The sequence below is a fragment of the Amycolatopsis sp. NPDC049253 genome, assembly GCF_040678995.1.
Classification (GTDB): Bacteria; Actinomycetota; Actinomycetes; order Mycobacteriales; family Pseudonocardiaceae; genus Amycolatopsis.
In genome coordinates this window covers 427510-451847 of record NZ_JBFAQX010000003.1, presented here as the reverse complement: position 1 = coordinate 451847, position 24338 = coordinate 427510, and the positions used below count along the sequence as shown (strand labels likewise).

Below are 24338 nucleotides of genomic sequence, written 5' to 3'. Positions count from 1 at the left end.
GCGGCCCCTCGGCACCGGCGAGCTGCCGCGATTGACGGACGGTGATCGAGCGGTCCGGTATTGACACCACCCCGTCCGGGATGGTGTCATTTCTTCCAATAGATAGGAAAGTTTCCTAACTATCAACCTCGACCAGTCCCCGACCCCATCCCCGGCACCTTCCCGCTCCGCCATCCCGGCCGCACCGCAGCCGCCGGATCCCCTGTCCCGCAGGGGTTCCCCGGCGCGGCGACCCTCGGCGACGCGCACTCGTGCCGGACCCCAGGACTGCGCCAGGGGTGACCGGAGCGGCGCCGGTCACCCCTGGCGCACACCAGCGTCGTCGCTTACCCCGGCGGCGCACACCCCGGACCGCGGCCGGGCCGACCGGAGCGGCGCCGGTCGTCCCGGCCGCGCCGGCGTTTCGACTGACCGCAGCGTCCACAGCGGACACTTCACCAGCCGAAGAGCGCGGCCATCATGCGGGCGCAGCGGTCGGTCATCGCCGCGGCGGTCTCGCCGGGACGGTCGATCCACCAGCTGATCAGCGAGTCCACGACGCCGGTCCAGACGTGGGCGAGGGCCTCGACGTCGAGCGCGTCGGACAGCCCCCGCGAGCCCAGCAGCTGACCGGCGCCGACGAGGGCGAACGCGTCGAGGCGTTCGCGGTAGTCGCCGGCCGCGGCGGCGATGTCGCCCGTCGCGGGCACCGTCGGGTCGCGCAGGAGCTTCCAGGCGTAGCGGTCGTGGTCGAACGTCGCGAAGATCGCCGCCAGCACCGCGAGCGGCATGCGCTCCGGGTCGCCGCCGGCCGCCATGGTCACGGCCACGCCTTCCGTCAGCCGGTCCCCCGCGCGGTGCAGGCACGCGAGGTACAGGCCTTCCTTCGACCCGAAGTACTGGTACAGCAAGGGTTTCGTGACGCCGACGCGGCGCGCGATCTCCACCATCGACGCGCCCGCGTACCCCGCCCGCCCGAACTCCTCGGTGCCCGCCGCGAGGATCTGCGACTCGCGCTCACCGCGCGGCACACCCTTCGTCCCGACGGCCCTTGACCCTGTCACGGGGTTGAGCCTACCGTAAGTGACCCTTGGGTAAGTTACCTTGCAGTTAGTTCCGTGGGAGGAGACGACGTGGCCGACTTCCTGGCGCACCTGCGTGACCCGGTGCTCTACGCGATTCCGGTGTTCCTGCTGTTCGTGGCCGTCGAGATCGTCGCGGTGCACGTGCTCGGCCACGACGACGACATGGTCGGCTACAGCCCCGCCGACACCCGGACGAGCATGCTGATGGGCACGGTCGCGCTCGGCGTGAACGCGCTGTTCCGGCTCGTGATGCTGGTGGTGTTCGCCGTACTCTTCGAGCTGGCACCGGTGAAGTTCGACCCGCGCGACTGGTGGACGTGGGTGCTCATGCTGCTGGGCCAGGAGCTCGTGTTCTACGCCTACCACCGCGCGAGCCACCGCGTGCGGCTGCTGTGGGCCGGGCACCAGGTGCACCACTCCAGCGAGCACTACAACTTCTCGACGGCCCTGCGGCAGAAGTGGACCCCGTACTTCCAGCTGCCGTTCTGGTCCGTGCTCGCACTGTGCGGGATCCCGCCGTGGATGATCCTCACGGGCCTGTCGATCGACCTCGTGTACCAGTTCTTCGTGCACACGGAGAAGGTGCGGAAGCTGCCGCGGTGGTTCGAGTACGTCTTCAACACCCCGTCGCACCACCGCGTCCACCACGGCAGCGACGCCGAGTACCTCGACGCGAACTACGGCGGGATCCTGATCGTCTGGGACCGGCTCTTCCGCAGTTTCGTCCCCGAGAGCAAGCGGCCGACCTACGGGCTGACCACCAACATCGGGACCTACAACCTGCTGAAGGTCGGCTTCCACGAGTACGGCTCGATCCTGCGCGACCTTCGTGGCGCTGCGTCGTGGCGGGACCGGGTGGGATACGTGTTCGGCCCGCCGGGCTGGTCACCCCGCCGCGAGCTTGCCGACGAGCCGGGCGAGCCCGGCCGCCGCGGCCGCGTCGTCCGCGCGGCGGCTGATCACGAACAGCGGCCCGGTCCGGTCGAGAGTCACGCCGTCGCCGGTCAGTAGGTGGTACGCGGCGAGCAGGGCCGCGCGCCCGTTGCCGTCGGGGAACGGGTGGAAGAAGCAGACGTCCAGATACGCCCGCGCCACGCGTGCCGGCAACGGAGCCGTGCCGTGGGCGTCGGCGAGGTGCGCGTCGAACTCCGCGGGAGTGGTGGGGCCGTAGCGTTCCCGGCCGCCTTTGGCGAACGCGGTGGTGGTGCGGAACGCGGCCGGCTCGCCGAGCACGAGCTCCTGCCAGCCGGCGAGGAGCTCGAAGGTGAGGGGGCGGCCGGCGTCGGCCCGCACCCGCGCAAGCGCGGTCAGCAGCCGCGCGGCCCGGCGCTCGTCGCGACGGCGCACCACGGTGTCGACGAACTCGACCACGCCGTCACGGACCCCGGTCCGCGGCGTGACGCCGGGAACTTCGTCCCACGCGACGCCGGAGCGGACCGTGAGCCACGTCCGCAGATCGTCACGCACCCGGGTCGGCGGCCGCGACCCGCCGCGCGAGGTCGGTGACCTCGCTTTCGGGCGGCGCGCACCAGCTCTCGAACCGGCCGCCGATGGCTTCTTCGACGAGCCGCACGTCGGCGATCCCGTGATAGGCCAGGAACCACTCCAGCACCTGCGCACAGTGCCGGTACCACGCGTCCCCGGCGCCGGTGCGGCCCACGACTTCGTCGACGAGCACCGGCACGACCCGCTCCCACGCGGCCAGCCGCTCTTCGTCGGAACCGGCCGGGAGTGCGTGCGCGGCGAACAGGTCGGCGAGCTGCACCAGCCAGCCCCGCCATTCGCGCAGCGCGGCGAGCGCCCGCGCGGACGTTTCGGCCGGCGTGGTCACGGAATGCACGCCAAAGCACCACGACGTCACCGGCCCGCCGCCGAAATCCCCTTCGTCGCGAGCCCACGCCCAGCCGCGGGTCCACGGACCGAGCCGCTCGGCCGGCGCGGCCAGCACGCCTTCGGTCCAGTCGTCGCCCGCCGCCCACGGAACCGACGCGATGATCCCGGTCGCCACTTCGGCGTCGAACCGGTGCGTGGCGGGGTCGACCTCGGCCCACGTCAAGCCGGCCGGAGAGTAGTCGTACAGCGACACAGGCGGGATGATCCCGCAGTCCACTGTCGACTCGCAACCCGTTTTCGCGGGCGAATTCGGTTGCGCCGCATGGTGTTCTGAAAGGGTGACCGAACCGAATCGCCCGTATCGCTGGGATCTCGTGCGCCCGGACCAGCTCGGGGAGCTGCCGGCCGGCGCGCCCGTGTTGTGGTTCCTGGACGAGCTCACGGCGTGTGCGGCGAAGGTGCTGGCGCGCAGCGAAGACGGGGACCTCCACTTCGTCGGCCGGTCCGGTGACAGCGTGTACGACCTGCTCAGCGGCGCGCTCACCGACCGAAGCCGGCTGCGGTTGCTGCCGTTGTCGCTGGGGATGGTGGGCAACCCGCGGCTGGGGCCGCTCGCGCCCGGCGAAACCACGCAGCTGCGCGCGAACCTCGCCGACGCGGGCCTCTCCCCCGCGAACCTCGCGGGCGGCGGGCGGCCGGTGGTGTTCACGGACCTCGTGTGGACCGGCGGCACGTTCGGGACGCTCCTGAACCTGCTGCGCTACTGGGCCGCCGACGACGGCGTCGCGTGGGTCGAGGTGCGGCGGCGAGTGCGGTTCCTGGGCATCACGATGCGCGAAGAGTCGAGCCCGAAGGCCTGGCGCTGGCAGCAGCACGCGGACTGGACCACCGACCTGCCGGCGAGCGCCATCCGCAACGTCTCACTCGACGCACGGGTCTGGAGCTACTTCGGCGATGATCAGCCGAAGCTCACCCGCTCGTTCTCGCGCGAGAAGTGGACCGCCGACGGCGTCCGCGCGCCCCAGCACGACAAGCTGACGCGCGGCGCCCTGGCGGAAGCCCTGGCCGTGGTGGCGGCCGGCCGCACGCCCGCCGTGCGGGACCGGATGGTGCGCGAGCTCGTGAAGGAACCGGCGATCGCGCGGCCGTGGCTGCGCGCGCTCGTCACCGAGCTGAAACTGCCGGCCCCTCGAACACCACCGAGAAAAGCCTGACCGCTCAGGCCTCCTCGTCCTCCAGCATCTCCGGCGTCACCGCGGACTCCGTGTCCGGGATGTTCAGGTCCTTCGCCCGCTTGTCCGCCATCGCGAGCAGACGCCGGATGCGGCCGGCGACCGCGTCCTTCGTCATCTGCGGGTCGGACAGCTGGCCGAGCTCCTCCAGCGACGCCTGCCGGTTGGACAGCCGCAGCTTGCCGGCCGCCAGGAGGTGGTCCGGGGCGGTGTCGCCGAGGATGTCGAGGGCGCGTTCGACGCGGGCGGCCGCCGCGACGGCCGCGCGGGCCGAACGGCGGAGGTTGGCGTCGTCGAAGTTGGCGAGGCGGTTGGCGGTGGCGCGGACCTCGCGGCGCATCCGCCGTTCCTCCCACTGCAGCACGCTCGCGTGGGCGCCGAGGCGCGTCAGCAGCGCGCCGATGGCGTCCCCGTCACGCACGACCACGCGGTCGGCGCCGCGGACCTCGCGCGACTTCGCCTGGATGCCCATGCGCCGGGCCGCGCCGACGAGAGCCAGCGCCGCTTCCGGGCCCGGGCACGTGACTTCCAGCGACGACGAGCGGCCGGGTTCCGTCAGCGAACCGTGGGCGAGGAACGCGCCGCGCCACGCGGCTTCCGCGTCGGCGACCCCACCGGACACCACGGCCGCGGGCAGGCCGCGCACCGGCCGGCCGCGCTGGTCGATCAGCCCGGTCTGGCGGGCGAGGCCTTCGCCGTCCTTCACCACGCGCACGACGTACCGCGTGCCCTTGCGCAGGCCGCCGCTGGCGGTGATCACGTGCACGTCGGACTGGTGCCCGTAGAGCTCGTGGATCTCCTTGCGCAGCCGGCGGGCCACGGAACCCGTGTCGAGCTCGGCCTCCACCACCACCCGGCCGGCCACGATGTGCAGCCCGCCGGCGAAGCGAAGCAGTGACGCGACCTCCGCCCGGCGTGGCCCGATCTTCGTGATCTCGAGCCTGCTCAGTTCGTCCTTCACCGCGGCGGTCATCGCCATGTACTGCCCCTCCTGCCTTCCGCTGCGCGCCCGCCGTCAGCCACGGTGCCCGCTGTGTCCCCCATCGAGGCCGAGAGCCTCTCGCATGCACCGGGCGAGCGCATCAGGATCATGCCGTCCCTCCACGACCGGGTCGGCCACCGCCCCCAGGTGGGCGCGACCACCCAGCCGCTGCGCCGCCCGGCGCAGACTTGCCGGGTCCGGCACGGAATCGCGGTCCGCGATCACGGCGTCGACCCGCAGCGCGGGGGCGTGTTCGAAGAGTACGTCCAGATGCCGCTCCGGGGAGAACCCGGCAGTTTCCCCCGGCTGGGGGACAAGGTTGAGGACCACCACCTTGGTGGCCTTCGTGCGCACGAGCGCGTCGTACAGATCCGGCACGAGCACGTGCGGCAGCACACTGGTGAACCACGAGCCGGGCCCGAGGAACACCACATCGGCGCCGAGCACGGCCTCGACGGCCTCCGGACAGGCCTGCGGCGGCCGCGCCTGGCGACCGACCGGGTGCAGGCTGATGCGGTGCACCTGGCCGGGTGTGCTCGCGACCGCGACCTGCCCGCGGATCCGCCGGACGGCGCCCGGGTCTTCGCTGTCGAGACCGCTCACCTCGGCCTCGATCTCCAGCGGCTCCGGCGACATCGGCAGCACCCGTCCGGAAATCCCCGTCAGGCGGCTCGCTTCGTCCAGCGCCGCCACGGGGTCGCCGAGCACCTCGAACAGGCCGGCCAGCAGGAGGTTGCCCACCGCGTGGCCGGCCAAGGCACCGTCGCCGCCGAAGCGGTGCTGGAAGACCTCGGCCCACAGCGTGCCGCCGTCCTCGGCCGCGAACGCCGCGAAGGCCTGCCGCAGGTCGCCCGGCGGCAGGAGGCCCAGCTCACGCCGCAGCCGCCCGGACGAGCCCCCGTCGTCGGCGACGGTGACCACCGCCGTGACTTCCCGGGTGACCCGCCGCAACGCGGTGAGCGTCGCGTGCAGGCCGTGTCCGCCGCCGAGTGCGACCGCGCGTACGTCACTCACGGCCAAGGTCGCGGTGCACCACCTTCACGGCCATTCCGTCCTCCTTGGACAGTCGGTGCGCGAGCTCCTCCGAGATCGCGACGCTGCGGTGCTTCCCGCCCGTGCAGCCGACGGCGAGCGTGAGGTACCGCTTGCCCTCGCGCTTGTAGCCGGCGCCGATGAGCCGCAGCAGCTGGTGGTAGCGGTCGAGGAACTCCTCCGCGCCTTCCTGCGACAGCACGTAGTTGCGGACCTCGCCGTCGAGACCCGTGTGGTCGCGCAGCTCCGGGATCCAGAACGGGTTCGGCAGGAACCGCACGTCCATCACCAGGTCGGAGTCCATCGGCAGGCCGTACTTGTAGCCGAACGACAGCACGGTCACGCGCGTCTGCGTGCTCGCCTCGGAACCGAAGGCGTCCTCGATCTTCGCCCGCAAGTCGTGGACCGACAGCGCCGACGTGTCGAGCACCAGGTCGGCTTCCTCGCGCAGCGGTGCGAGCAGCTTGCGCTCGGCGGTGATGCCGTCGGCGAGCCGGCCGTCGCCCTGCATCGGATGCCCGCGGCGGACCGCCTCGAAGCGGCGCACCAGCACCGCGTCGGTGGCCTCCAGGAACAGCACGCGCGGCTTGTACCCGCGCGCGTCGAGGTCCTTGATCACCGAGGCCAGGTCGTCGGTGAACGCGCGCGAACGCACGTCCATCACCACGGCCACCTTGGTGATCGCGCCGCGCGCCTGCGCGCCGAGCTCGACCATGGTGGCGATGAGCTCCGGCGGCAGGTTGTCCACGACGAACCAGCCCAGGTCCTCCAGGCACTTCGCCGCCGTGGAGCGGCCCGCTCCCGAGAGGCCGCTGACGACGGCGACCTCCATCCCGGTTCCCCGGTTGTCCTCTTGCGCACTCACGATGGTTCCTTCCCCGATCACGACCCCTTGTCCCCTCCCGAGCGGGCACCGGTCTCCCCGGCCAGTGCCGCCACCACGGCCTCCGCGGTGCGCCTGCCGAAGCCGGGCACCGCCTCGATCTCCTCGACCCTGGCTTGCTTGAGCTTCTTCACCGAGCCGAAGTGCTTGATCAGCGCGGTGCGCCGAGCCTGCCCCAGCCCGGGCACACTGTCCAATTCGGACGCCGACAGCCGCTTGGACCGCTTCTCGCGGTGGTAGCGGATGGCGAAGCGGTGGGCCTCGTCACGCAGGCGCTGCAACAGGTACAGCGCTTCGGACGTGCGCGGCAGGATCACCGGGTCGGGGTCGGCCGGCAGCCAGACCTCCTCCAGCCGCTTCGCGAGCCCCACCACCGCGATGTCGGTGATCCCCAGCTCCGCCAGCACGTCGGCCGCCGCCGTCGCCTGCGGGCCCGCGCCGTCGACCACGAGCAGGTTGGGCGGGTACGCGAACTTGCGCGGCCGGCCCGTGTCCGGGTCGATGCCCGCGCGGGCGGGTTCGATCGCCTCGTCGTTCGGTTCGCCGCTGCCCTCGCCGGTCTCGGCCGGGCCGTCCTCGGCGGTTTCCTTGAGGTAGCGGTGGAACCGGCGGCGCACGACCTCCGCGATCGACGCGACGTCGCCCTCTTCCGCGGCCTCGCGCAACGCGAAACGGCGGTACTCGGACTTGCGCGCGAGACCGTCTTCGAAGACCACGAGCGATGCGACCACGTCGCTGCCCTGGATGTGGCTGATGTCGATGCACTCGATGCGCAGCGGCGCGCTGTCGAGCGCGAGGAAGTCCTGCAGCTCCTGCAACGCGGCCGACCGCGCCGTGAGGTCGCCGGCGCGGCGCAGCTTGTGCTGGGTGAACGCTTCGGCCGCGTTGCGCTCCACCGTCTCGGCGAGCACCTTCTTGTCGCCGCGCTGGGCCACGCGCACGCGCACCCGCGAGCCGCGCATCCCCGAGAGCCACTCCCCCAGCGCTTCCGCGTCGGCGGGCAGCTCGGGCACGAGCACCTCGCGCGGCACGACCGGGCCGCTGTCGACACCGTCGCGCGCCGCGCGGTCGGACTCCTCGCCGTAGAACTGCGTGATGAACTGGTCGACGAGGTCCGGCACGGCCATTTCCTCGGCCTTGTCGATGACCCAGCCGCGCTGCCCGCGCACGCGCCCGCCGCGCACGTGGAAAACCTGCACGGCGGCTTCCAGCTCGTCGTGGGCGAAGGCGACCACGTCGGCGTCGGTGCCGTCGCCGAACACGACCGCCTGCTTCTCCATCGCGCGGCGAAGGGCGCCGAGGTCGTCACGCAGCCGCGCGGCGCGTTCGAACTCCAGCTCCTCCGACGCGGCCGACATTTCCTGTTCGAGGCGCCGGATCATCGCGTCGGTGCGGCCGGCGAGGAAGTCGCAGAAGTCCTCGACGATCCCGCGGTGCTCGTCGGCGCTGACCCGCCCCACGCACGGCGCCGAGCACTTGTCGATGTAGCCCAGCAGGCACGGGCGCCCGATCTGGCCGTGGCGGCGGAACACGCCCGCCGAGCACGTGCGTGCCGGGAAGACGCGCAGCAGCAGGTCGAGCGTCTCGCGGATCGCCCACGCGTGGGAGTACGGCCCGAAGTAGCGCACGCCCTTCTTGCGCGCCCCGCGGTAGACGTGCAGGCGCGGGAACTCCTCGTTCAACGTCACCGCGAGCACCGGGTAGCTCTTGTCGTCGCGGTAGCGGACGTTGAACCGCGGGTCGAACTCCTTGATCCAGTTGTACTCGAGCTGCAGCGCCTCGACCTCGGTGGTGACCACGGTCCACTCGACGCTCGCGGCCGTGGTGACCATCTGGCGCGTGCGCGGGTGCAGGCCCATGAGGTCGGCGAAGTAGGAGTTCAGCCTGCTGCGCAGGCTCTTGGCCTTGCCGACGTAGATGACCCGCTTGGCGGCGTCGCGGAACTTGTACACGCCAGGGGCATCCGGGATGCTCCCCGGCGAGGGACGGTAGGTGGTCGGGTCAGCCACCTCCCAAGCCTATGGCGCGGCCCCGACAACTTTGCGGGCCCCCGGTGTGAGCGGCCCGTTCACCACTCGGCTAGTGCCCCGACCCGACGGAAGTCGGGTGATCCGGGCAGAAGCGACGTTCGTCGGTTCCCGGCCGGGTGACGCGATGATTACCGTCCGTTCCAGCCGAAACCCGGCTCTTCCGGTCCCCGCCGAGAGGAACATCCCGTGAGCAGAACCCGAATCGCCGGCGCCGTCACCGCCGTCGCGGTCGCGTGCACCCTGGCCGGCGGCACCGCCGCCACCGCGCAGACGAACATCGTGGGCGGCGGCACCGCGCCCGCCGTCAGCTGGGGCGCCCAGGTCTACGTCAACACCCCGGGCCGCGACTTCCAGGGCTTCAACTGCTCCGGCACGGTCATCGCGTCGCGCTGGGTGATGACGGCCGTGCACTGCCTCGACGAAGACGGCAGCGGCATGTACGTGCGCGTCGGCACCAACACGCTCTTCGGCGGCACCAAGATCGCCGTCGACCGCGAGGAGGAGTCGCCCAACGGCGACATCGCCCTGCTGCACCTCGCCCAGGCCACCTCCGCCACGCCGATCACCCTCGGCAGCGCCGACCCGGCCACCGGCAGCACCAACCAGCTCTACGGCTGGGGCCGCACAACCCCGACCGGCCCGCCGGCGTCGGCGTTGAAGGTCGCGAACGTGCAGGTCACGGGCCGCTCCACCGACGCGTACGGCGGGCGCGCGATCCAGAGCGTCGGGATCAACGGCTCGGCCTGGAAGGGCGACTCGGGCGGGCCCGAGGTCTCGAACGGTGTGCAGGTCGGCGTCGCGTCGACCGTGCAGAACCAGAGCGGCACGAACACCCGCGGCACCAACAACTACGCGAGCGTCGCCACCAGCCGCTCGTGGATCCGCAGCACCGCGGGCGTCTGATCCGGGCCGTTCGGTCCACCCGAGCGGGGGTGCGTGGCCGGGTGCCCCGGGCCACGCACCCCTATCCTGGCGGTCGTGAGGATCGCGACGTGGAACGTCAACTCGATCGTGCCGCGGCTGCCGCGCGTGCTCGACTGGCTGGAGCATTCGGCACCCGACGTCCTGTGCCTGCAGGAGCTGAAGAACACCACCGACGCCTTCCCGCTCGAACCGGTGCGGGCGCTCGGCTACGAGGTCGCCGCCTACGGGCTCGGCCGGTGGAACGGCGTCGCGATCGTCTCGCGGGTCGGCATCACCGACGTGGTCCGCGGCCTCACGGGTGAGCCGCAGTTCGAAGGCGCGTCGGAGGCGCGCGCCGTCGGCGCCACCTGCGGCGGCGCGCGGGTGTGGTCGGTGTATGTGCCCAACGGCCGGGAGCCCGACAACCCGCACTACGCGTACAAACTCGAATGGCTCGAAGCCTTGCGTACGACCGTCGAGGAAGAGCTGGCAGAACTGCCCGGGACACCGTTCGCCGTGCTCGGCGACTTCAACGTCGCCCCCACCGACGCCGACGTGTGGGACCGCTCGCTGTTCGACGGCTCCACCCATGTCACCGAACCCGAACGAGCGGCGCTCGCCCGCCTGCGCGACCTCGGGCTGGCGGACGTGTTCCCGCGCCCGCTGAAGTACGACCACCCGTTCACGTACTGGGACTACCGCGCCGGGAACTTCCCCAACAACCGCGGTATGCGCATCGACCTCGTGTACGGCAGCAAGCCGTTCACGTCGGCCGTGCGCGATTCCTATGTGGACCGTGAAGCGCGCAAGGGCAAGGGCCCGTCGGATCACGCGCCGATCGTCGTCGACCTGGATTTCTGACGCACCCACGGGAAAGCCGCCCGGGAGCACGGTCGTCCGGGCGGCTTTCCCATGGAAACGATCAGGAACCCGTGGCCGCCCTGTGCAGCTTGCGCAGCGCGCGCACCGCGGCGACCGCGCGGTCGCGGTCCACGGCCTGCACGGCCATCACGGAGAAGTACTCGTCCTCGGGCAGCTCCAGCCGCGCCCACGAAGCGCCGTCGGGGAAGCTGACCGACAGCACGTCGCTCCACAGGAACCGGCGGGTCGTGATCACGTTGCGGACCTCGATGCCGGTCGCGTCCGCGCGCACGCGGGCGTTGGCGAACAGCATCGTGCCCAGCGCCAGCAGCACGCCGATGCCGATCATGGCGACCTGGTCCGACTTCTCGAACACGACGCCGGTGTGGGAGTTGCGGAGCAGGATCGCCACGACGATGAACACGGCGAGCAGCAGCACCGCCAGCACGCTGCACATCACCAGCGCCCGCCGGGGGCGGATGACGAGCGTGGTCTCCTGCTGCTCGCTCACGGCCGGGCTCACACGAATCCCCGCTCGGTCCACGGCTGGCGCAAGCCGCGCAGCACGTGGGCGGTGTCGAGCGCCGCGACCGTGGCCTCGTAGCCCTTGTCTTCCTTCGAACCCGGCAGGCCCGAGCGGTCGAGCGCCTGCTGCTCGTCGTTGACCGTCAGCACGCCGTTGCCGACCGGGGTGCTCTCGTCGAGCGCCACGCGCGTGAGGCCGGCCGTGACCGAGTCGCACACGTAGTCGAAGTGCGGGGTCTCGCCGCGGATCACCACGCCGAGCGCCACGACCGCGTCGTGGTGGCGGGCCAGCGCCTGCGCGACCACCGGCAGCTCGACGGCGCCGGCGACGTGCACGACGGTCGGCTCCTCCTCCAGCTCGGCCGCCTTCGCGGCGGCCAGCGCACGCTCCAGGAGCGTGTCGGTGATGTTCGCGTTCCACCGCGTGGCCACGATGCCGAGCTTCAGCGCCTTGCAGTCGCTCAGGTCGAGCTCGAACTCGGGCCGTCCCTCACCGCTCATCGGGTGCTGTCCCCTTCTCCGCCTGGTCGGCGGCACCCACCTGTTCGTAGTGCTCCAGCTGCGCGAGGTCGTGCCCCATGCGGTCGCGCTTGGTGCGCAGGTACCGCAGGTTCTCGGGGTTGGGCGAGATGGGCAGCGGCACGCGGCCGGTGACCCGCAGGCCGTACCCCTCGAGACCGACGCGCTTGGCCGGGTTGTTCGTGAGCAGCCGCATCGACCGCACGCCCAGGTCGCACAGGATCTGCGCGCCGGTGCCGTAGTCGCGGGCGTCGGCCGGGACGCCGAGCGCGAGGTTCGCGTCCACGGTGTCCGCGCCGGCGTCCTGCAGCTGGTAGGCCTGCAGCTTGTGCAGCAGCCCGATACCGCGGCCCTCGTGGCCGCGGATGTAGAGGACGACGCCGCGGCCTTCGTCGGCCACGGCCTGCAGCGCGGCTTCGAGCTGGGGGCCGCAGTCGCAGCGCAGGGACCCGAACACGTCGCCGGTCAGGCATTCCGAGTGCACCCGCACGAGGATGTCCTCGCCGTCACCGATCTCGCCGTAGACGAACGCGATGTGCTCGATCCCGTCCAGCAGGCTGTCGTACCCCACCGCGCGGAACGTGCCCGCCGCCAGCGGGATCCGGGCCTCGGCAACCCGCTCGACCTGCTTCTCGGTCCGGCGGCGGTACGCGATCAGATCGGCGATCGTAATCACCCGCAGGTCGTGGTCCGCGGCGAAAACCTCCAGCTCGTCGCGCCGCGCCATGTCGCCCTCGTCCTTCTGCGACACGATCTCGCACAGCACGCCGGCAGGGTTGAGCCCGGCCATGCGAGCCAGGTCGACAGCGGCCTCGGTGTGACCGGGGCGGCGCAACACGCCACCCTCCTTCGCCCGCAACGGCACCACGTGCCCAGGCCGGCGGAAATCCTTCGCCGACGCGGCCGGATCCGCCAGCAACCGCATCGTGTGCGCCCGGTCCGCCGCCGAAATCCCGGTCGTGATCCCCTCGGCCGCGTCGACCGTCACGCTGTACGCGGTCCCGCGCACATCCTGGTTCGTGTGGTACATCGGCGGCAGATCCAGCCGATCCGCTTCGGCCTCGGTCAACGCGACACACACATACCCCGAGGTGTAGCGGACCATGAACGCCAGCAACTCCGGCGTCGCCTTCTCCGCCGCGAAGATCAGGTCGCCCTCGTTCTCCCGATCCTCGTCGTCGACCACCACCACGGCTTTGCCCGCCGCGATGTCCGCGACCGCCGCCTCGATGGCGTCCGCGTCGAACACCGCGCCGGCACCGCAGGGCGTCCAGCCCGTCCGCGGCTCGGCCGCCTTCGTCTCGCTCACGGCTGCTCCTTCGTACCGTCGGACCGAACGTCAGACATTGTGCGCGCTCGCGGCCAGATGTGGGGTGGCGAGCTTCTCGACGTACTTCGCGACGACGTCCACTTCGAGGTTCACGAGGTCGCCCGCCTCACGCCGGCCCAGCGTCGTGGCCTCGAGCGTGGTGGGGATCAGCGCCACGGAAAACTGCTCGGCGGTGACCGACGCCACGGTGAGTGACACACCGTCGACGGCGATCGAGCCCTTCTCGACGACGTACTTCGCCAGGCCCGTGGGCAGGGCGAACGTGGTCACGCCCGTGTCGTCGCGGGACAGGAAGACACCCGTGCCGTCGACGTGGCCCTGCATGATGTGCCCGCCGAGCCGCCCGCCCGCCGGGGTGGCGCGCTCGAGGTTCACGGCGTCACCCACGGCGACCTTGGCGAGGCTGGAGCGCGCGAGTGTCTCGTTCACCACATCGACGGTGAACCCACCATTCGAGACGTCCACGACCGTCAGGCACACCCCGCTGACGGCGATCGAGTCGCCGTGGTTCGCGTCGGACGTGACCAGGGGGCCACGCACCGTGAGCCGCGCCATGTTCGTGCCCTGCTCTACCGCGGTGACCTCGCCGATCTCCTCGACAATCCCGGTGAACACTGCTGCTGCCTCCTCGCCGCCGTCACCGTCCGAACCCGGTGATCCCTCCATCCAACACCCGCCCGCACCCCGGTGCTTCCCCGGGCGCGGGGTCAGTTCGCGCGGTGACGCGCGGCCTGTTCACGCAGCGCCGCGACCGCCAGCCCCGGGTTGTCCGCACCGTAGACGGCGGATCCGGCGACGAAGCAGTCGACGCCGGCTTCGGCGGCCTGTTCGATGGTCTCGGCGTTGATGCCGCCGTCGATCTCGACCACGAGCTTGAGGTGGCCGGTGTCGACGAGGCGGCGCGCGGTGCGCACCTTCTCCAGCACGTCGGGGATGAACGACTGGCCGCCGAACCCGGGCTCGACGGACATCACGAGCAGCGTGTCGTAGTGCTTGAGGGTCTCGAGGTAGGGCTCGAGCGGGGTGCCGGGCTTCACCGACAAGCCGGCCTTCGCCCCGGCCGCGCGCAGGTCCTTCGCGAGCTTCACCGGGTCGTTCGCCGCTTCCACGTGCACCGTGACGTTGTAGGCGCCGGCCTCGGCGTACCCGATCGCCCAGCGGTCCGGGTCGTCGATCATCAGGTGGCAGTCGAGCGGCACGTCGGTGGACTTCAGCAGCGCCTCGACCACCGGCAGCCCGAGCGTCAGGTTCGGCACGAAGTGCGCGTCCATCACGTCCACGTGGACCCAGTCGGCGCGGGTCTCCCCCGGGTGCGCGATCGCCGCGATCTCCTCGCCGAGCCGGGCGAAGTCCGCGGACAGGATGCTGGGTGCGATGAGGGGTCGATCGGCCACGCCCCGAGTCTAGGTCGGCCCGGTTAACCGTCGTGAACCGGCTGCGGCGCCCCGGTGTTCTCCTTTCGGACATCTGATGATCATCCGGATGATGCGCGCGGAACACATGCACCCTGACTAATAGCCCGAGCCGGAGTTTCCGGATTAATCCCCATCCGAGGAGAAACTACATGAGAACGCTCTTCGCCGGCCGCCGCAAGTGGCTGACCGCGGGCGCGCTCGGCGCCGCGCTGATCGCCGCGGCCCCGGTCGCCCTCGCGACTTCGGACACCGCGACGTCGCGCACCGCCTCCACGGGTGACCGCACACAGGACGTCCGCAACGCGATCCAGGGCGGCACCGCGCGCAACGTGATCCTGTTCATCGGCGACGGCATGGGCCAGTCGGAGATCACGGCGGCGCGCAACTACGAGCGCGGCGCCGCCGGGCGGCTCGCGATGGACGAGCTGCCGCTGACCGGCGACTACACCACGTACGCCGTGGAGCAGAACAACCCCGCCAAGCCGAACTACGTGACCGACTCGGCCGCGTCGGGCACCGGCTGGGCCACCGGCACCAAGACCTACAACGGCGCGATCTCGGTCGACGCGTACGGCAACCCCGTGCCGACCATCCTCGAGCTGGCCCAGCGCGGCGGCCTGCGCACCGGTGACGTCACCACCGCGGAGGTCCAGGACGCGACCCCGGCCGTGCTCGGCTCCCACGTGGTCAGCCGCGACTGCAAGGGCCCGGTCGAGACGACCGCCAAGTGCGCGCGGAACGCCAAGGAGAACGGCGGCGCCGGCTCGATCTCCGAGCAGCTGGTGCAGACCCGCCCCGACGTCCTGCTCGGCGGCGGCGCGGCCTTCTTCGACCAGAAGGTGACGGCGGGCAAGTTCAAGGGCAAGACCGTGCTGGACCAGGCGAAGGCGGCCGGCTACAACGTCGTCAGCACCGCGGCCGACCTGGCGAAGGCGAAGAAGGGCAAGCCGGTCCTCGGGCTGTTCGCGGCGAACAACATGCCGGTGAACTGGACCGGCCCGGCCGCGGTCCACGGCGGCACCCAGCCGGCGCGCTGCACCCCGAACCCGGCGCTGCCGAAGACCCAGCCGAGGCTGGCCGACCAGACCCGCAAGGCGATCGAGCTGCTCGACGATCGCCACAGCGACAAGGGCTTCTTCCTCCAGGTCGAGGGCGCCAGCATCGACAAGCAGGACCACGCGGCCGACCCGTGCGGCCAGATCGGCGAGACGGTCGACTTCGACTCCGCGATCGCCGCGGGCCTGGCGTACGCCCGCAGCCACCGCGACACCCTCGTGCTCGTGACGGCCGACCACGGCCACAGCAGCCAGATCGTGGAGCCCACGGCCACCCCGGGCCTGACCGCGACGCTGGTCACCAACGAAGGCTCGACCATGACGATCGCCTACGGCACGGCCGAGCCGGGCGGCTCGCAGTCGCACACCGGCACCCAGGTCCGCATCGCGGGCTACGGGCCGCAGGCCGCGAACATCGTCGGGCTGACCAACCAGACCGACGTGTTCTCGACGCTGAAGCGCGCTCTGCACCTGCGCTGACCTGCCCAGCGCCCCAATGTGGCGTTCGGTGCGTTGAGCGCACCCAGCGCCACATTGGGGTTACGCGCCGGGCAGCAGGTCCAGGACTTCCGACCAGGGCCGCCGGGGGTCGAGGCGGTGGAGGCGGACGCCCGCGGACTTCAGCGTGTCCAGGTGCCGCTGCCAGGCCGGGTGGTGCACCCGCGTGTCCTGGATCTGGTACGCCACCACGATCGTGATCCCGGGCGCGCCGAGGACGTCGCCGAGCAGGGTCAGGGCCTGGTTGTCGGCGATGCCCAGGGCGAGCTTGGCCACGGAGTTGGCCGACGCGGGGGCGAAGAGGAACACCGACGGGTCCGGGTGCGGGCGCGGCTCGCCGGGCAGGCGCGAGACGCTGCGCACCGGCAGGTCGGTGGTGGCGGCCAGCTCGGTCAGCCCGCCCGTCGCCTCCAGCCAGCGGTGGGCGACGGGCGTCAGCGTGACCGCGAGCCGCCAGCCGCGTGTGGCGGCCGGGCGGGCGAGCTCGGCGGTGAACCGGGTGTCCAGCCCCCCGCACGAGCTCGCGACCAGACCGAGGTCCCTCACGGTTTGCGCAGGGTGGCGCAGAACATCGCGTCGGTGCCGTGGCGGTGGGGCCACAGCTGCACGTACGGACCGTCGCCCAGCTGCGGCACACCCGGGAAGAACTCGCGCGCGTCGAGAACCTCCGCCTTGGTGCGGCGGGCGATCTCGCCCACCACGCCCTCGGTCTCGGCGAGGTGCGGCGAGCACACGACGTAGGTGACCACGCCGCCCGGCCGGACCAGGTCCAGCGCGGCCGTGAGCAGCTCGCCCTGCAGCTTCGTCAGGTCGGAGACGTCGCTGGGCTTGCGGCGCCAGCGCGCTTCCGGCCGTCGCCGCAGCGCGCCGAGACCGCTGCACGGCGCGTCGACGAGCACCCGGTCGAAGCCCGGCTCCAGCCCGGACTCGCGGCCGTCGGCGACGTGCACCGTGACGGGCAGGCCGCGCGTGGCGTTCTCCACGAGCTTGGCGCGGTGGGGCGCCTTCTCGACGGCGTCCACGCGGGCGCCGCTGATCGCCGCGAGCGCGCCGAGCAGCGCGGCCTTGCCGCCGGGACCGGCGCACAGATCGAGCCAGCGTTCGTCGGCCCCTTCGAGCGGCACCTTCGTGGCGGCGATGGCGCACAGCTGGCTGCCCTCGTCCTGCACGGCGGCGAGGCGTTCGCGCACCGGCTCGGCGTCGGCCGGGTCACCGGCACCGGCGGGCAGCCGCACGCCGTAGGGCGAGTACGGGGCGACGTCGCCGCCCGTGATGGCGGCCAGCTCGTCGGCGCTGATCTCACCGGGGCGCGCGACCAGGTGCACCTCGGGACGGGCGTCGTCGGCTTCGAGCGCGGCCTTCAGCTCCGCGCCCTTGTCGCCCAGCGCTTCCGCGAAGGAGCGCGCGACCCAGCGCGGGTGCGCCGTGCGCATCGCGTACGCGCCGATCGGGTCGGTCGCCTCGTCGGGCACCAGCTCGTCGAGCCAGGTCTGTTCGTCCTTCGCGGACACCGAACGCAGGATCGCGTTGGCGAACCCCGTTGCCCACGAACCGGCTTCGGCGCGTACGAGGTCCACAGTGGACCCGACGGCCGCGTGCTCCGGGATGCGCGTGCGCAGCAGCTGGTAAACGCCGAGGCGCAGCGCGTCGAGCACCACCGGGTCCGTCTTCTCGATCGGCCGCTCGGCGCAGGCGCCGATCACGGCGTCGAGCAGGCCCTGGGCGCGCGAAGCGCCGTAGGTGAGCTCGGTGGCCAGCGCCGCGTCGCGGCCGGTGATGCGCCGTTCGCGAAGCAGCTGCGGCAGCACGAGGTTCGCGTACGCGTCCTTCTCGCGCACCGCGCGCAGCACGTCGAACGCGACCTGGCGGGCCAGATCGACCTCCGGCGGACGGCGCGGTCCCTCTTTGCGCGGGGCCGGCCGGCCCCGCTGCGGCCTCGACGGCCGCCGTTCCCCACGCTCGTTCACCGCAGGCGCTCTCCCTCTTCGATCCGTGTACCGCGCGCCCAGTCGGTGGCCGCCATCCGTTTCTTGCCCGATGCCTGGACCTCGCCCAGCCGCACCGGTTTCGTCGCCGTGCCCACGAGCACCCGCTTGCGCTCGACCACGAGCTCGCCCGGCGGCGGGCCCGGTTCGTCGACCACGGTGACGGGCCCCAGCTTGAAGCGCTCGCCGCGGAACTCCGCCCACGCGCCCGGCTCCGGCGTCACCGCGCGGATCTGCCGGTCGACGGCAGCGGCCGGGTCCGCGAACGATACGCGAGCGTCTTCGACCGTCACCTTCGGCGCGTAGGACATGCCTTCGGCCGGCTGCTCGGCGGCCCGCAGGGTGCCGTCCTCGATGCCGTCCATGGTGGACAGCAGCAGGTGCGCACCCGACTCGGCGAGCCGGCCCAGCAGCGCGCCCGAGGTGTCCGCCGGGCCGATCTTCTCGGTGACGACGCCGAACACGGGCCCGGCGTCGAGCTCCTTCACGATGCGGAACGTGCTGGCCCCCGTGATCTCGTCACCCGCGCGGATCGCCGACTGCACCGGCGCGGCGCCGCGCCAGGCGGGCAACAGCGAGAAGTGCAGGTTCACCCAGCCGTGGACCGGGATGTCGAGCGCGGACTGCGGCAGCAGCGCCCCGTACGCGACGACGGGGCACGCCTCGGGTGCCAGCTCCGTGAGGCGCGCGAGGAACGCGGGGTCCCCGGCGCGCGCGGGCGTGAGCACCTCGATGCCGTGCTCGTCGGCGAGCGCCCCGACGGGCGAGCGCACGACGTGGCGGCCGCGCCCCGCCTGGGCGTCGGGCCGCGTCACCACCGCGACGACCTCGTGGCGGCCGGATTCGAGCAGAGCGCGCAGCGAGGGCACCGCGGGTTCGGGGGTACCGGCGAAAACGAGCCTCATCACCGCACCTCCGGAAGCGATTCGTACTGGTTGGACATCACGGTCGAGTCTAGAAGACCCGCGCGTCGCCGCGGCGGTGGTGCCAGGATCGGGGGATGACCACGCTCAAGCAGACCCTCCACGACGACCTCACCACCGCCATCAAGGCGCGCGACCAGCTCCGCTCCGCGACCCTGCGCCTCACCCTCTCGGCCATCGGCTACGAGGAAACCTCGGGCGACACCCACCGCGAGCTCTCCGACGACGAGGTGCGGAAGATCATCACCCGCGAGGTGAAAAAGCGCCGCGACGCCGCCGAAGCGTTCGCCGGCGCCGGCCGCGCCGAATCGGCCGACCGCGAACGCGCCGAGGCGGAGATCCTCACGGGCTACCTGCCGGCGCAGCTCTCGGACGAGGAGCTCGCGGCCCTGGTGACGGACGCCGTGGCGAGCACCGGGGCGTCCGGGATGGCGGGGATGGGCGCGGTGATGAAGGCGGTACAGCCGAAGGTCGCGGGGCGCGCGGAGGGTGGCCGGGTGGCGGCGGAGGTGAAGAAGCAGCTGGCCGGCTGAACGCCGCGGCAAATCATCGCGCGCCGGCGGAGCGGGCACCGGCGCGAAGACTGCCGGCCTGAGATCGCGGGTCTCGCCGAACGGCTCTGCGCGGCGGCGAGCTGGTCGAGCGGATTCCTTCGCCGAAAAGAAAACCCGGTGCCCGCCGGGTGCGGGACCGGGTTCCCGGCCGCCCGGGAATCGTGGTGTGGCAAGGAGAAGCGAGGGCGGCCTACTGGAGCGCGAGCACGGCCAGCGTCGTCAGTCCGCCGAGGCCGCCGACCGCCATGACGACGCCGGCGAGCGCGGCGGCCGACGCGGCGGTCTTCACGACGAAGCCGACGATCCGCCGCACTATTCGCACCGCGACGATGAACACCACGAAGGCGATCACCAGCACGACCGTCGACGGGTCGGGGCCGCTCTCGGTGGCTGCGGCCGCCAGGGCGCTCATCGGCGGCCTCGCCCGGCGCCGATCCGTTCGGCCGGCGGGATTTCGCGCGTGGCGTCGCGCCAGGCCTCGAACTCGCGGCGGGTTTCGAGGGCACGGCGGCGTTCGGAGCCGAGGCGCCAGGCCCAGCGCCAGCCGACGGCGAGCGAGACGACCGAGCCGAGCACGAGCACCAGAACCGCTTGTGCGACAAGGCCGCTGAAGTCGGCGACGCTCAGGAGCACCAGCAGCGCCCACACCTGCGTCACGGTGAACGGGATCACCAGCGCCGCCGCGTAGACCCCGCGGCGCCAGCGAATCGGTTGCGGGGCGGGAAGAAACGGGTCCATGGCTGCCTCCGTCGTGAGTGTGTGCCCCCAGGATTCCGCTGTGGTGCAGGAAAATCTGTGTCTGCAGACACCTTCGGGGAAACTCACCGGGCCTTGTTCCCGGCCACGCTCGGCAGTGACCGCACAGAAAAGCCCGCGGCGCCGGGAATCCGCAGCCGCGCACCGCCGAACCACCCGTGGCGCGGGCAAACCGCGCCGGTCGGACCCGTTCGGCCAAGTTCAGCGGGCGAGCCGGCCCAGGTCCGCGAGCCGGTGGATCACGACCTGGCCGCGCGCGGTGCTGAGCACGCCGAGCCGCCGCAGCTCCCGCGTCACCCGGGCCCACGATTCGCGCGAAACCGCCGCGGTGGTCGCGAGTTCGGCCTGCGTGCCGGGGATCGCGATGACGATGTCGTCACCCCGGCGCACCCCGTGCTGGACGGCCAGCTGCATCAGCTGCGCCGCGACACGCCGGGTGATCGTGCCGCCGCCGACGTCGAGCCGCTGCCGCCCGAGATCGCGCAGCCGGTCAGCCAGGACCAGCAGCAACGCCCAGGAGATCGCCGCTTCGCGCCGGCACAGCGCGGCGAACCGGGCCGCGGGCACGACGAGCGCGTCGAGGTCGTCCAGCGCCGCCACGGTCGCCGAGCGCGGGCCGCCGTCGATGGCACCGAGCTCGCCGACCACGTCGCCCGCGCCGCGCACGGCGATCACGACCTCGCGGCCGTCGGAAGTCGCGTTGGTGATCCGGACGTGGCCGGAGAGCAGGAGCACCACCACCGCCGCGCGGTCCCCTTCGCGGCAGACCACGTCGCCCCGGCGGTAGCTGCGGCGGACCGCCAGCTCCGCCACCTTGCCGCGGTCGGCCTCGCCCAGCGCCGGCCAGAATCCGGTCGTCTCCACGGGTCACCTCCCGGCTCGTCAGGCGGTGAGCCCCGTTCTGGGGCCGGCGACCCCGGCCCACTCGGCCGTGCGGAGCCAGCCCCGCATCCGCCGGCCGCCCACCCGCACGTGGAACGCGTCGGTGAACGCGGCGCGGTCGATGCCGTCGTAGTCGTGGCGGACCACCGACCAGTGGATGGCCTCGGAGACGGCCAGCGCCAGCGGGCCGCCGGTGGTGCGCAGCCGGCGCCGCAGCTCGGCGGCGTCGAGCAGCCGGCAGGCGAGGTCGACGTCCTCGCCGTAGGGGCCGTGCAGGTCGTAGTGCACTTCGCCCGCGTGGATCGCGACCCGGAGGCGGAAGGCCGCGTCGGGTCTCTCGGCGTTGTGCCGCGCGAGCAGCTCCGCCAGTGCGGGCACCACCTCGGCGAGCAGGACGGTCTTCGGCGCCTCGTCGACCGGCCGGACCAGGCACAACGCGCCATCACCGCGGTCCACGAACGGGTCCCGGAACCCCTCCGCGATCCCGCCGGCGCGGAACGCCTCGTCGAGCAGGTCGAACAGAATCGCGCGCAGCCGGGCCCGAGCGGGGTTGGTCCGGGTGGTCGACCCCTCGATGTCGACCACCACGATCGCTCGATGCAGTGGCACGTGCAGAACGCTGGTGTCCATGGCCGACCCCCTGTTCAGGTGGTTCCTGAATTCCAGTAGACTTCCATAGATCGAACTATAAAGGCTGCGACGGAACCTGAACAGAGCCTTAGACTTAAGTTCTCCCTAAGAGTTTTGCCGATCCACGAACTGAACCACCCCTCAAATCTCCACCGGACGCGTAGCGGTGAGCCCCGCAAGCCGATTCGGTACTCTCCGTGTACAATCTCCGTCACTCGCGTTCCAGTGGACTTCACTGAAAGGTCTGAAGTCGTGTCCCAGCCGAGCCCCGCCCTCGCCGGGCGCCTCCGTGCGCTGCGGAAGGAGACCTGGCCCGGGGTGCAGATCACCCAACGCCAGCTCGCCGACGTGTTCGGGGTGAGCAACACGCTGCTCTCCTCGTGGGAGAACACCAGCAACCCGGTGTCGCCGCCCATGCTTCGGCTCGACGCGTACGCGACGTTCTTCGCCACCCGCCGGTCGGTCGAGGGGCCGTCCTTCCGCCTGCTGGCGGCCGAGCAGCTCACCGAGGACGAGCAGCGCGGGCGCGAGGACCTGCTCGCCGAGCTCACCGAACTGCGCGGCGGCTCCCACGAGGCGACGGGCTCGGCGGAGTTCGCGCCGGGCAACGTCTGGCGGTTCCCGCCGAACGAAGACGTCGTGATCGTCGACGCGCAGCTGCCCGAAGACATGCGCATCGGCTACGCGGACCCCGCCAGCCCCGACTACTCCCGGCTCTTCAGCTACGCCGACCCCGACGCGCTGATCGAGCTGTACGGCCACATCCGGGCCTGCAACCCCACCAGCAACGTCTCCTTCCGCACCGCGAACCCCCGCGTCCCCCTGCGCCCCAAGGACTACACGGCGCACCTCGTGCTGCTCGGCGGCGTCGACTTCAACCCGCAGACCCGCGAGCTGCTCAACCTGATCGACGCACCGGTGCGGCAGATCGGCCGCGGCGGCCCGGGCGAGGACGTGCCGGGCAGCTTCGAGGTGACCCACCCGGACGGCACGACCGAACGCTTCAACGCCCAGACGTCAGGCGACGACACCCTCGTCGCCGACGTCGCGCTCTTCTACCACGGAGTCAACCCGCTCAACCGCAAACGCACCGTCACCGTGTGCAACGGGATGTACGGCCGGGGAACCCTCGGAGCCGTGCGAGCGCTGACCGACCCGCGTTTCCGCGATCGCAACCAGGCCCACCTGGACGCGCGATTCGCCCACGCGGACTCCTTCAGCATCATCAGCCGCGTGCCCATCTTCAACAACCAGGGGCTCACCCCCGACTGGACGCTGGCGGAGCACCGGCTGCACGAATGGCCAGAAACGAGCTGAGATGACCACTGCCGTCGGAGCGCCGGCGCAGCACACCACCCACCGGCGCCTGCTGGCCGAGGTCGGTGCCGGGAGGACTCCCCAGGCCGAGCTGGACGCGATCGTCGTACCCAACGGCCGCGACGAGCACGCGCTGGACCACACCTGGACCATCGCACGGGAGCTCGATGCGCCGGTGCTGCTGCTCTGCAGCCAGAAGGCGAGCGCCGACCGGGTCGTGCTGGCGGCGAAAAAGGCCCGGGTGCGCGCCTTCGCGATCGACACCGACGGTCTTCCCTCGGGCGTCATGCCCCACTTCGCCGCGTCTCGGCTGTTGCGGGAGCACAAGCTGCTCCGCGGCGCCGACACCAGCCTCAAACGCAACCTGGGTCTGCTCGTGGCCGGCCTGGCGGGCTGGGAGCGCGTGCTGTTCCTCGACGACGACATCACGCTGCCCCGGCCGGCCGACCTGCGCGAGGCCTCGGGCCTGCTCGTCGACCACGCGGCCGTCGGCCTGACGAACACCGGCATGCCGGACAACTCCGTGGTGTGCCACGCCTACCGCGAGTCCGGCGGACGGCAGGACACGTTCGTCGGCGGCGGTGCGCTGGTCGTGGGCGAGCGGTGCTTCGACTCGTTCTTCCCGGACCTCTACAACGAGGACTGGTTCTTCCTGCTGGGCGACAGCGGGCTGCGGTCGACCGCGCTCACCGGGAGCGCGCACCAGGCGGAGTACGACCCGTACAACCAGATCCGGGCCGAGTCCGAAGAGCTGGGCGACACGCTCGCCGAAGGCGTCTACGGCTTGCTCGACCAGGGCCTCGGCCTCGAAGCCGCGACGGAGAGCTACTGGACGAGGTTCCTCGAGGTCCGCCGGAACTTCATCCGCACCGCGCTGCTCCAGGTTTCCGAAGCGGCCGGGCTGGATTTCACCCGGCGCGACAACATGGTCGAGGCGCTGCGTACTGCCTTGCGCCGCAACGAAGACATGATCACGCCGAAGCTGTGCGCGGACTACCTGCGAGCGTGGCAGGAAGACCGGGTGACGTGGTGCGCGCACGTGACCGGCCTCCACGACCAGCACGTGACCGACGGCGTGGACGCGGCGTTCCGGACCCTCGGCATCGCCGAGCTCGTGCAACGGAGCTGA

At 71.9% G+C, this 24338-nt stretch carries 26 protein-coding genes and 1 pseudogene; 8 read left to right on the top strand and 19 right to left on the bottom strand.

Features of this window, described 5'->3' with window-relative positions; all coding sequences use genetic code 11:
• Window positions 1-434: 434 nt before the first annotated feature.
• The gene (locus AB0K15_RS09710; RefSeq protein ID WP_364047665.1) at window positions 435-1043 is read right to left on the bottom strand and encodes a TetR/AcrR family transcriptional regulator; all 609 of its coding nucleotides are present in this window, start codon (window positions 1041-1043) and stop codon (window positions 435-437) included.
• A gap of 69 nt (window positions 1044-1112) precedes the next feature.
• On the opposite strand from AB0K15_RS09710, the gene AB0K15_RS09705 reads away from it, so the two are divergent.
• The gene (locus AB0K15_RS09705; RefSeq protein WP_364047663.1) at window positions 1113-2075 is read left to right on the top strand and encodes a sterol desaturase family protein; all 963 of its coding nucleotides are present in this window, start codon (window positions 1113-1115) and stop codon (window positions 2073-2075) included.
• Window positions 2076-2129: 54 nt separating this feature from the next.
• On the opposite strand, the pseudogene AB0K15_RS09700 reads toward AB0K15_RS09705, so the two are convergent.
• Window positions 2130-2297 (bottom strand): annotated as a pseudogene (locus tag AB0K15_RS09700) (hypothetical protein); the annotation flags it as partial.
• Between the two features lie 226 nt (window positions 2298-2523).
• The gene (locus AB0K15_RS09695; protein WP_364047661.1) at window positions 2524-3150 is read right to left on the bottom strand and encodes a hypothetical protein; all 627 of its coding nucleotides are present in this window, start codon (window positions 3148-3150) and stop codon (window positions 2524-2526) included.
• A gap of 85 nt (window positions 3151-3235) precedes the next feature.
• On the opposite strand from AB0K15_RS09695, the gene AB0K15_RS09690 reads away from it, so the two are divergent.
• Window positions 3236-4111 (top strand): hypothetical protein, encoded by an 876-nt coding sequence (locus tag AB0K15_RS09690; RefSeq protein ID WP_364047659.1) that lies wholly within the window; start codon window positions 3236-3238, stop codon window positions 4109-4111.
• A gap of 4 nt (window positions 4112-4115) precedes the next feature.
• Here the strand turns inward: AB0K15_RS09690 and whiA are convergent, their stop codons facing one another.
• From whiA to uvrC, 4 genes are read right to left on the bottom strand one after another with little or no spacing between them, the layout of a single operon-like run.
• On the bottom strand, window positions 4116-5108 hold the full coding sequence (gene whiA, locus AB0K15_RS09685) for a DNA-binding protein WhiA (protein ID WP_285968830.1): 993 nt from the start codon (window positions 5106-5108) through the stop codon (window positions 4116-4118).
• 36 nt (window positions 5109-5144) lie between these two features.
• Window positions 5145-6131, bottom strand: a complete 987-nt coding sequence (gene yvcK, locus AB0K15_RS09680; protein ID WP_364047657.1) for a uridine diphosphate-N-acetylglucosamine-binding protein YvcK — start codon at window positions 6129-6131, stop codon at window positions 5145-5147.
• Window positions 6118-6975 (bottom strand): RNase adapter RapZ, encoded by an 858-nt coding sequence (rapZ, locus tag AB0K15_RS09675; protein ID WP_360597079.1) that lies wholly within the window; start codon window positions 6973-6975, stop codon window positions 6118-6120. Before rapZ ends, yvcK begins: the two co-directional genes overlap by 14 nt.
• 50 nt (window positions 6976-7025) lie before the next feature.
• The gene (uvrC, locus tag AB0K15_RS09670; protein ID WP_364047655.1) at window positions 7026-9035 is read right to left on the bottom strand and encodes an excinuclease ABC subunit UvrC; all 2010 of its coding nucleotides are present in this window, start codon (window positions 9033-9035) and stop codon (window positions 7026-7028) included.
• Window positions 9036-9242: 207 nt separating this feature from the next.
• Here uvrC and AB0K15_RS09665 point away from each other — a divergent pair, with 207 nt between their 5' ends.
• Window positions 9243-9959 (top strand): trypsin-like serine protease, encoded by a 717-nt coding sequence (locus AB0K15_RS09665; RefSeq protein ID WP_364047653.1) that lies wholly within the window; start codon window positions 9243-9245, stop codon window positions 9957-9959.
• A 75-nt stretch (window positions 9960-10034) separates the two neighbouring features.
• The gene (locus tag AB0K15_RS09660) at window positions 10035-10820 is read left to right on the top strand and encodes an exodeoxyribonuclease III (RefSeq protein WP_364047651.1); all 786 of its coding nucleotides are present in this window, start codon (window positions 10035-10037) and stop codon (window positions 10818-10820) included.
• Window positions 10821-10881: 61 nt separating this feature from the next.
• Here the strand turns inward: AB0K15_RS09660 and AB0K15_RS09655 are convergent, their stop codons facing one another.
• The 5 genes from AB0K15_RS09655 to rpe all read right to left on the bottom strand — a co-directional run bounded on the left by AB0K15_RS09655 (window position 10882) and on the right by rpe (window position 14588).
• The gene (locus AB0K15_RS09655; RefSeq protein WP_364047985.1) at window positions 10882-11277 is read right to left on the bottom strand and encodes a PH domain-containing protein; all 396 of its coding nucleotides are present in this window, start codon (window positions 11275-11277) and stop codon (window positions 10882-10884) included.
• A gap of 62 nt (window positions 11278-11339) precedes the next feature.
• The gene (gene ribH / locus AB0K15_RS09650) at window positions 11340-11846 is read right to left on the bottom strand and encodes a 6,7-dimethyl-8-ribityllumazine synthase (protein ID WP_364047649.1); all 507 of its coding nucleotides are present in this window, start codon (window positions 11844-11846) and stop codon (window positions 11340-11342) included.
• Window positions 11836-13113 (bottom strand): bifunctional 3,4-dihydroxy-2-butanone-4-phosphate synthase/GTP cyclohydrolase II, encoded by a 1278-nt coding sequence (locus AB0K15_RS09645; protein WP_220247524.1) that lies wholly within the window; start codon window positions 13111-13113, stop codon window positions 11836-11838. The genes ribH and AB0K15_RS09645 overlap by 11 nt, the downstream gene beginning before the upstream one ends.
• Before the next feature lie 90 nt (window positions 13114-13203).
• The gene (locus tag AB0K15_RS09640; RefSeq protein WP_364047647.1) at window positions 13204-13809 is read right to left on the bottom strand and encodes a riboflavin synthase; all 606 of its coding nucleotides are present in this window, start codon (window positions 13807-13809) and stop codon (window positions 13204-13206) included.
• Window positions 13810-13901: 92 nt separating this feature from the next.
• Entirely contained in the window at window positions 13902-14588 is a 687-nt protein-coding gene (gene rpe, locus AB0K15_RS09635) for a ribulose-phosphate 3-epimerase (RefSeq protein WP_364047645.1), read from the bottom strand.
• Between the two features lie 170 nt (window positions 14589-14758).
• On the opposite strand from rpe, the gene phoA reads away from it, so the two are divergent.
• A complete protein-coding gene (gene phoA, locus AB0K15_RS09630) occupies window positions 14759-16144 on the top strand; it encodes an alkaline phosphatase (protein ID WP_364047643.1) in 1386 nt (461 codons plus the stop codon).
• A gap of 60 nt (window positions 16145-16204) precedes the next feature.
• On the opposite strand, the gene AB0K15_RS09625 is transcribed toward phoA, so the two are convergent.
• From AB0K15_RS09625 to fmt, 3 genes are read right to left on the bottom strand one after another with little or no spacing between them, the layout of a single operon-like run.
• Window positions 16205-16708 (bottom strand): flavoprotein, encoded by a 504-nt coding sequence (locus tag AB0K15_RS09625; RefSeq protein WP_364047641.1) that lies wholly within the window; start codon window positions 16706-16708, stop codon window positions 16205-16207.
• Window positions 16705-18129: a transcription antitermination factor NusB gene (locus AB0K15_RS09620; RefSeq protein ID WP_364047639.1), complete on the bottom strand. Its 1425-nt coding sequence runs from the start codon at window positions 18127-18129 to the stop codon at window positions 16705-16707. Before AB0K15_RS09620 ends, AB0K15_RS09625 begins: the two co-directional genes overlap by 4 nt.
• Window positions 18126-19052 (bottom strand): methionyl-tRNA formyltransferase, encoded by a 927-nt coding sequence (gene fmt, locus AB0K15_RS09615; RefSeq protein ID WP_364047637.1) that lies wholly within the window; start codon window positions 19050-19052, stop codon window positions 18126-18128. Before fmt ends, AB0K15_RS09620 begins: the two co-directional genes overlap by 4 nt.
• A 95-nt stretch (window positions 19053-19147) precedes the next feature.
• Here fmt and AB0K15_RS09610 point away from each other — a divergent pair, with 95 nt between their 5' ends.
• Entirely contained in the window at window positions 19148-19603 is a 456-nt protein-coding gene (locus AB0K15_RS09610) for a GatB/YqeY domain-containing protein (protein ID WP_364047635.1), read from the top strand.
• A gap of 211 nt (window positions 19604-19814) precedes the next feature.
• Here AB0K15_RS09610 and AB0K15_RS09605 read toward each other — a convergent pair whose 3' ends face one another.
• From AB0K15_RS09605 to AB0K15_RS09590, 4 genes are all read right to left on the bottom strand, one after another.
• On the bottom strand, window positions 19815-20036 hold the full coding sequence (locus AB0K15_RS09605) for a hypothetical protein (RefSeq protein ID WP_364047633.1): 222 nt from the start codon (window positions 20034-20036) through the stop codon (window positions 19815-19817).
• Complete coding sequence (locus AB0K15_RS09600; protein ID WP_364047631.1) at window positions 20033-20362, bottom strand: hypothetical protein; 330 nt, start codon at window positions 20360-20362, stop codon at window positions 20033-20035. The genes AB0K15_RS09605 and AB0K15_RS09600 overlap by 4 nt, the downstream gene beginning before the upstream one ends.
• 219 nt (window positions 20363-20581) lie before the next feature.
• The gene (locus tag AB0K15_RS09595; RefSeq protein WP_364047629.1) at window positions 20582-21244 is read right to left on the bottom strand and encodes a Crp/Fnr family transcriptional regulator; all 663 of its coding nucleotides are present in this window, start codon (window positions 21242-21244) and stop codon (window positions 20582-20584) included.
• 18 nt (window positions 21245-21262) lie between these two features.
• On the bottom strand, window positions 21263-21892 hold the full coding sequence (locus AB0K15_RS09590; RefSeq protein WP_364047627.1) for a hypothetical protein: 630 nt from the start codon (window positions 21890-21892) through the stop codon (window positions 21263-21265).
• Window positions 21893-22144: 252 nt separating this feature from the next.
• Between AB0K15_RS09590 and AB0K15_RS09585 the strand changes: the two genes are divergently transcribed.
• Both AB0K15_RS09585 and AB0K15_RS09580 read left to right on the top strand, forming a co-directional pair.
• Entirely contained in the window at window positions 22145-23209 is a 1065-nt protein-coding gene (locus AB0K15_RS09585) for a helix-turn-helix domain-containing protein (protein ID WP_364047625.1), read from the top strand.
• Window position 23210: 1 nt separating this feature from the next.
• A complete protein-coding gene (locus AB0K15_RS09580) occupies window positions 23211-24338 on the top strand; it encodes a hypothetical protein (protein ID WP_364047623.1) in 1128 nt (375 codons plus the stop codon).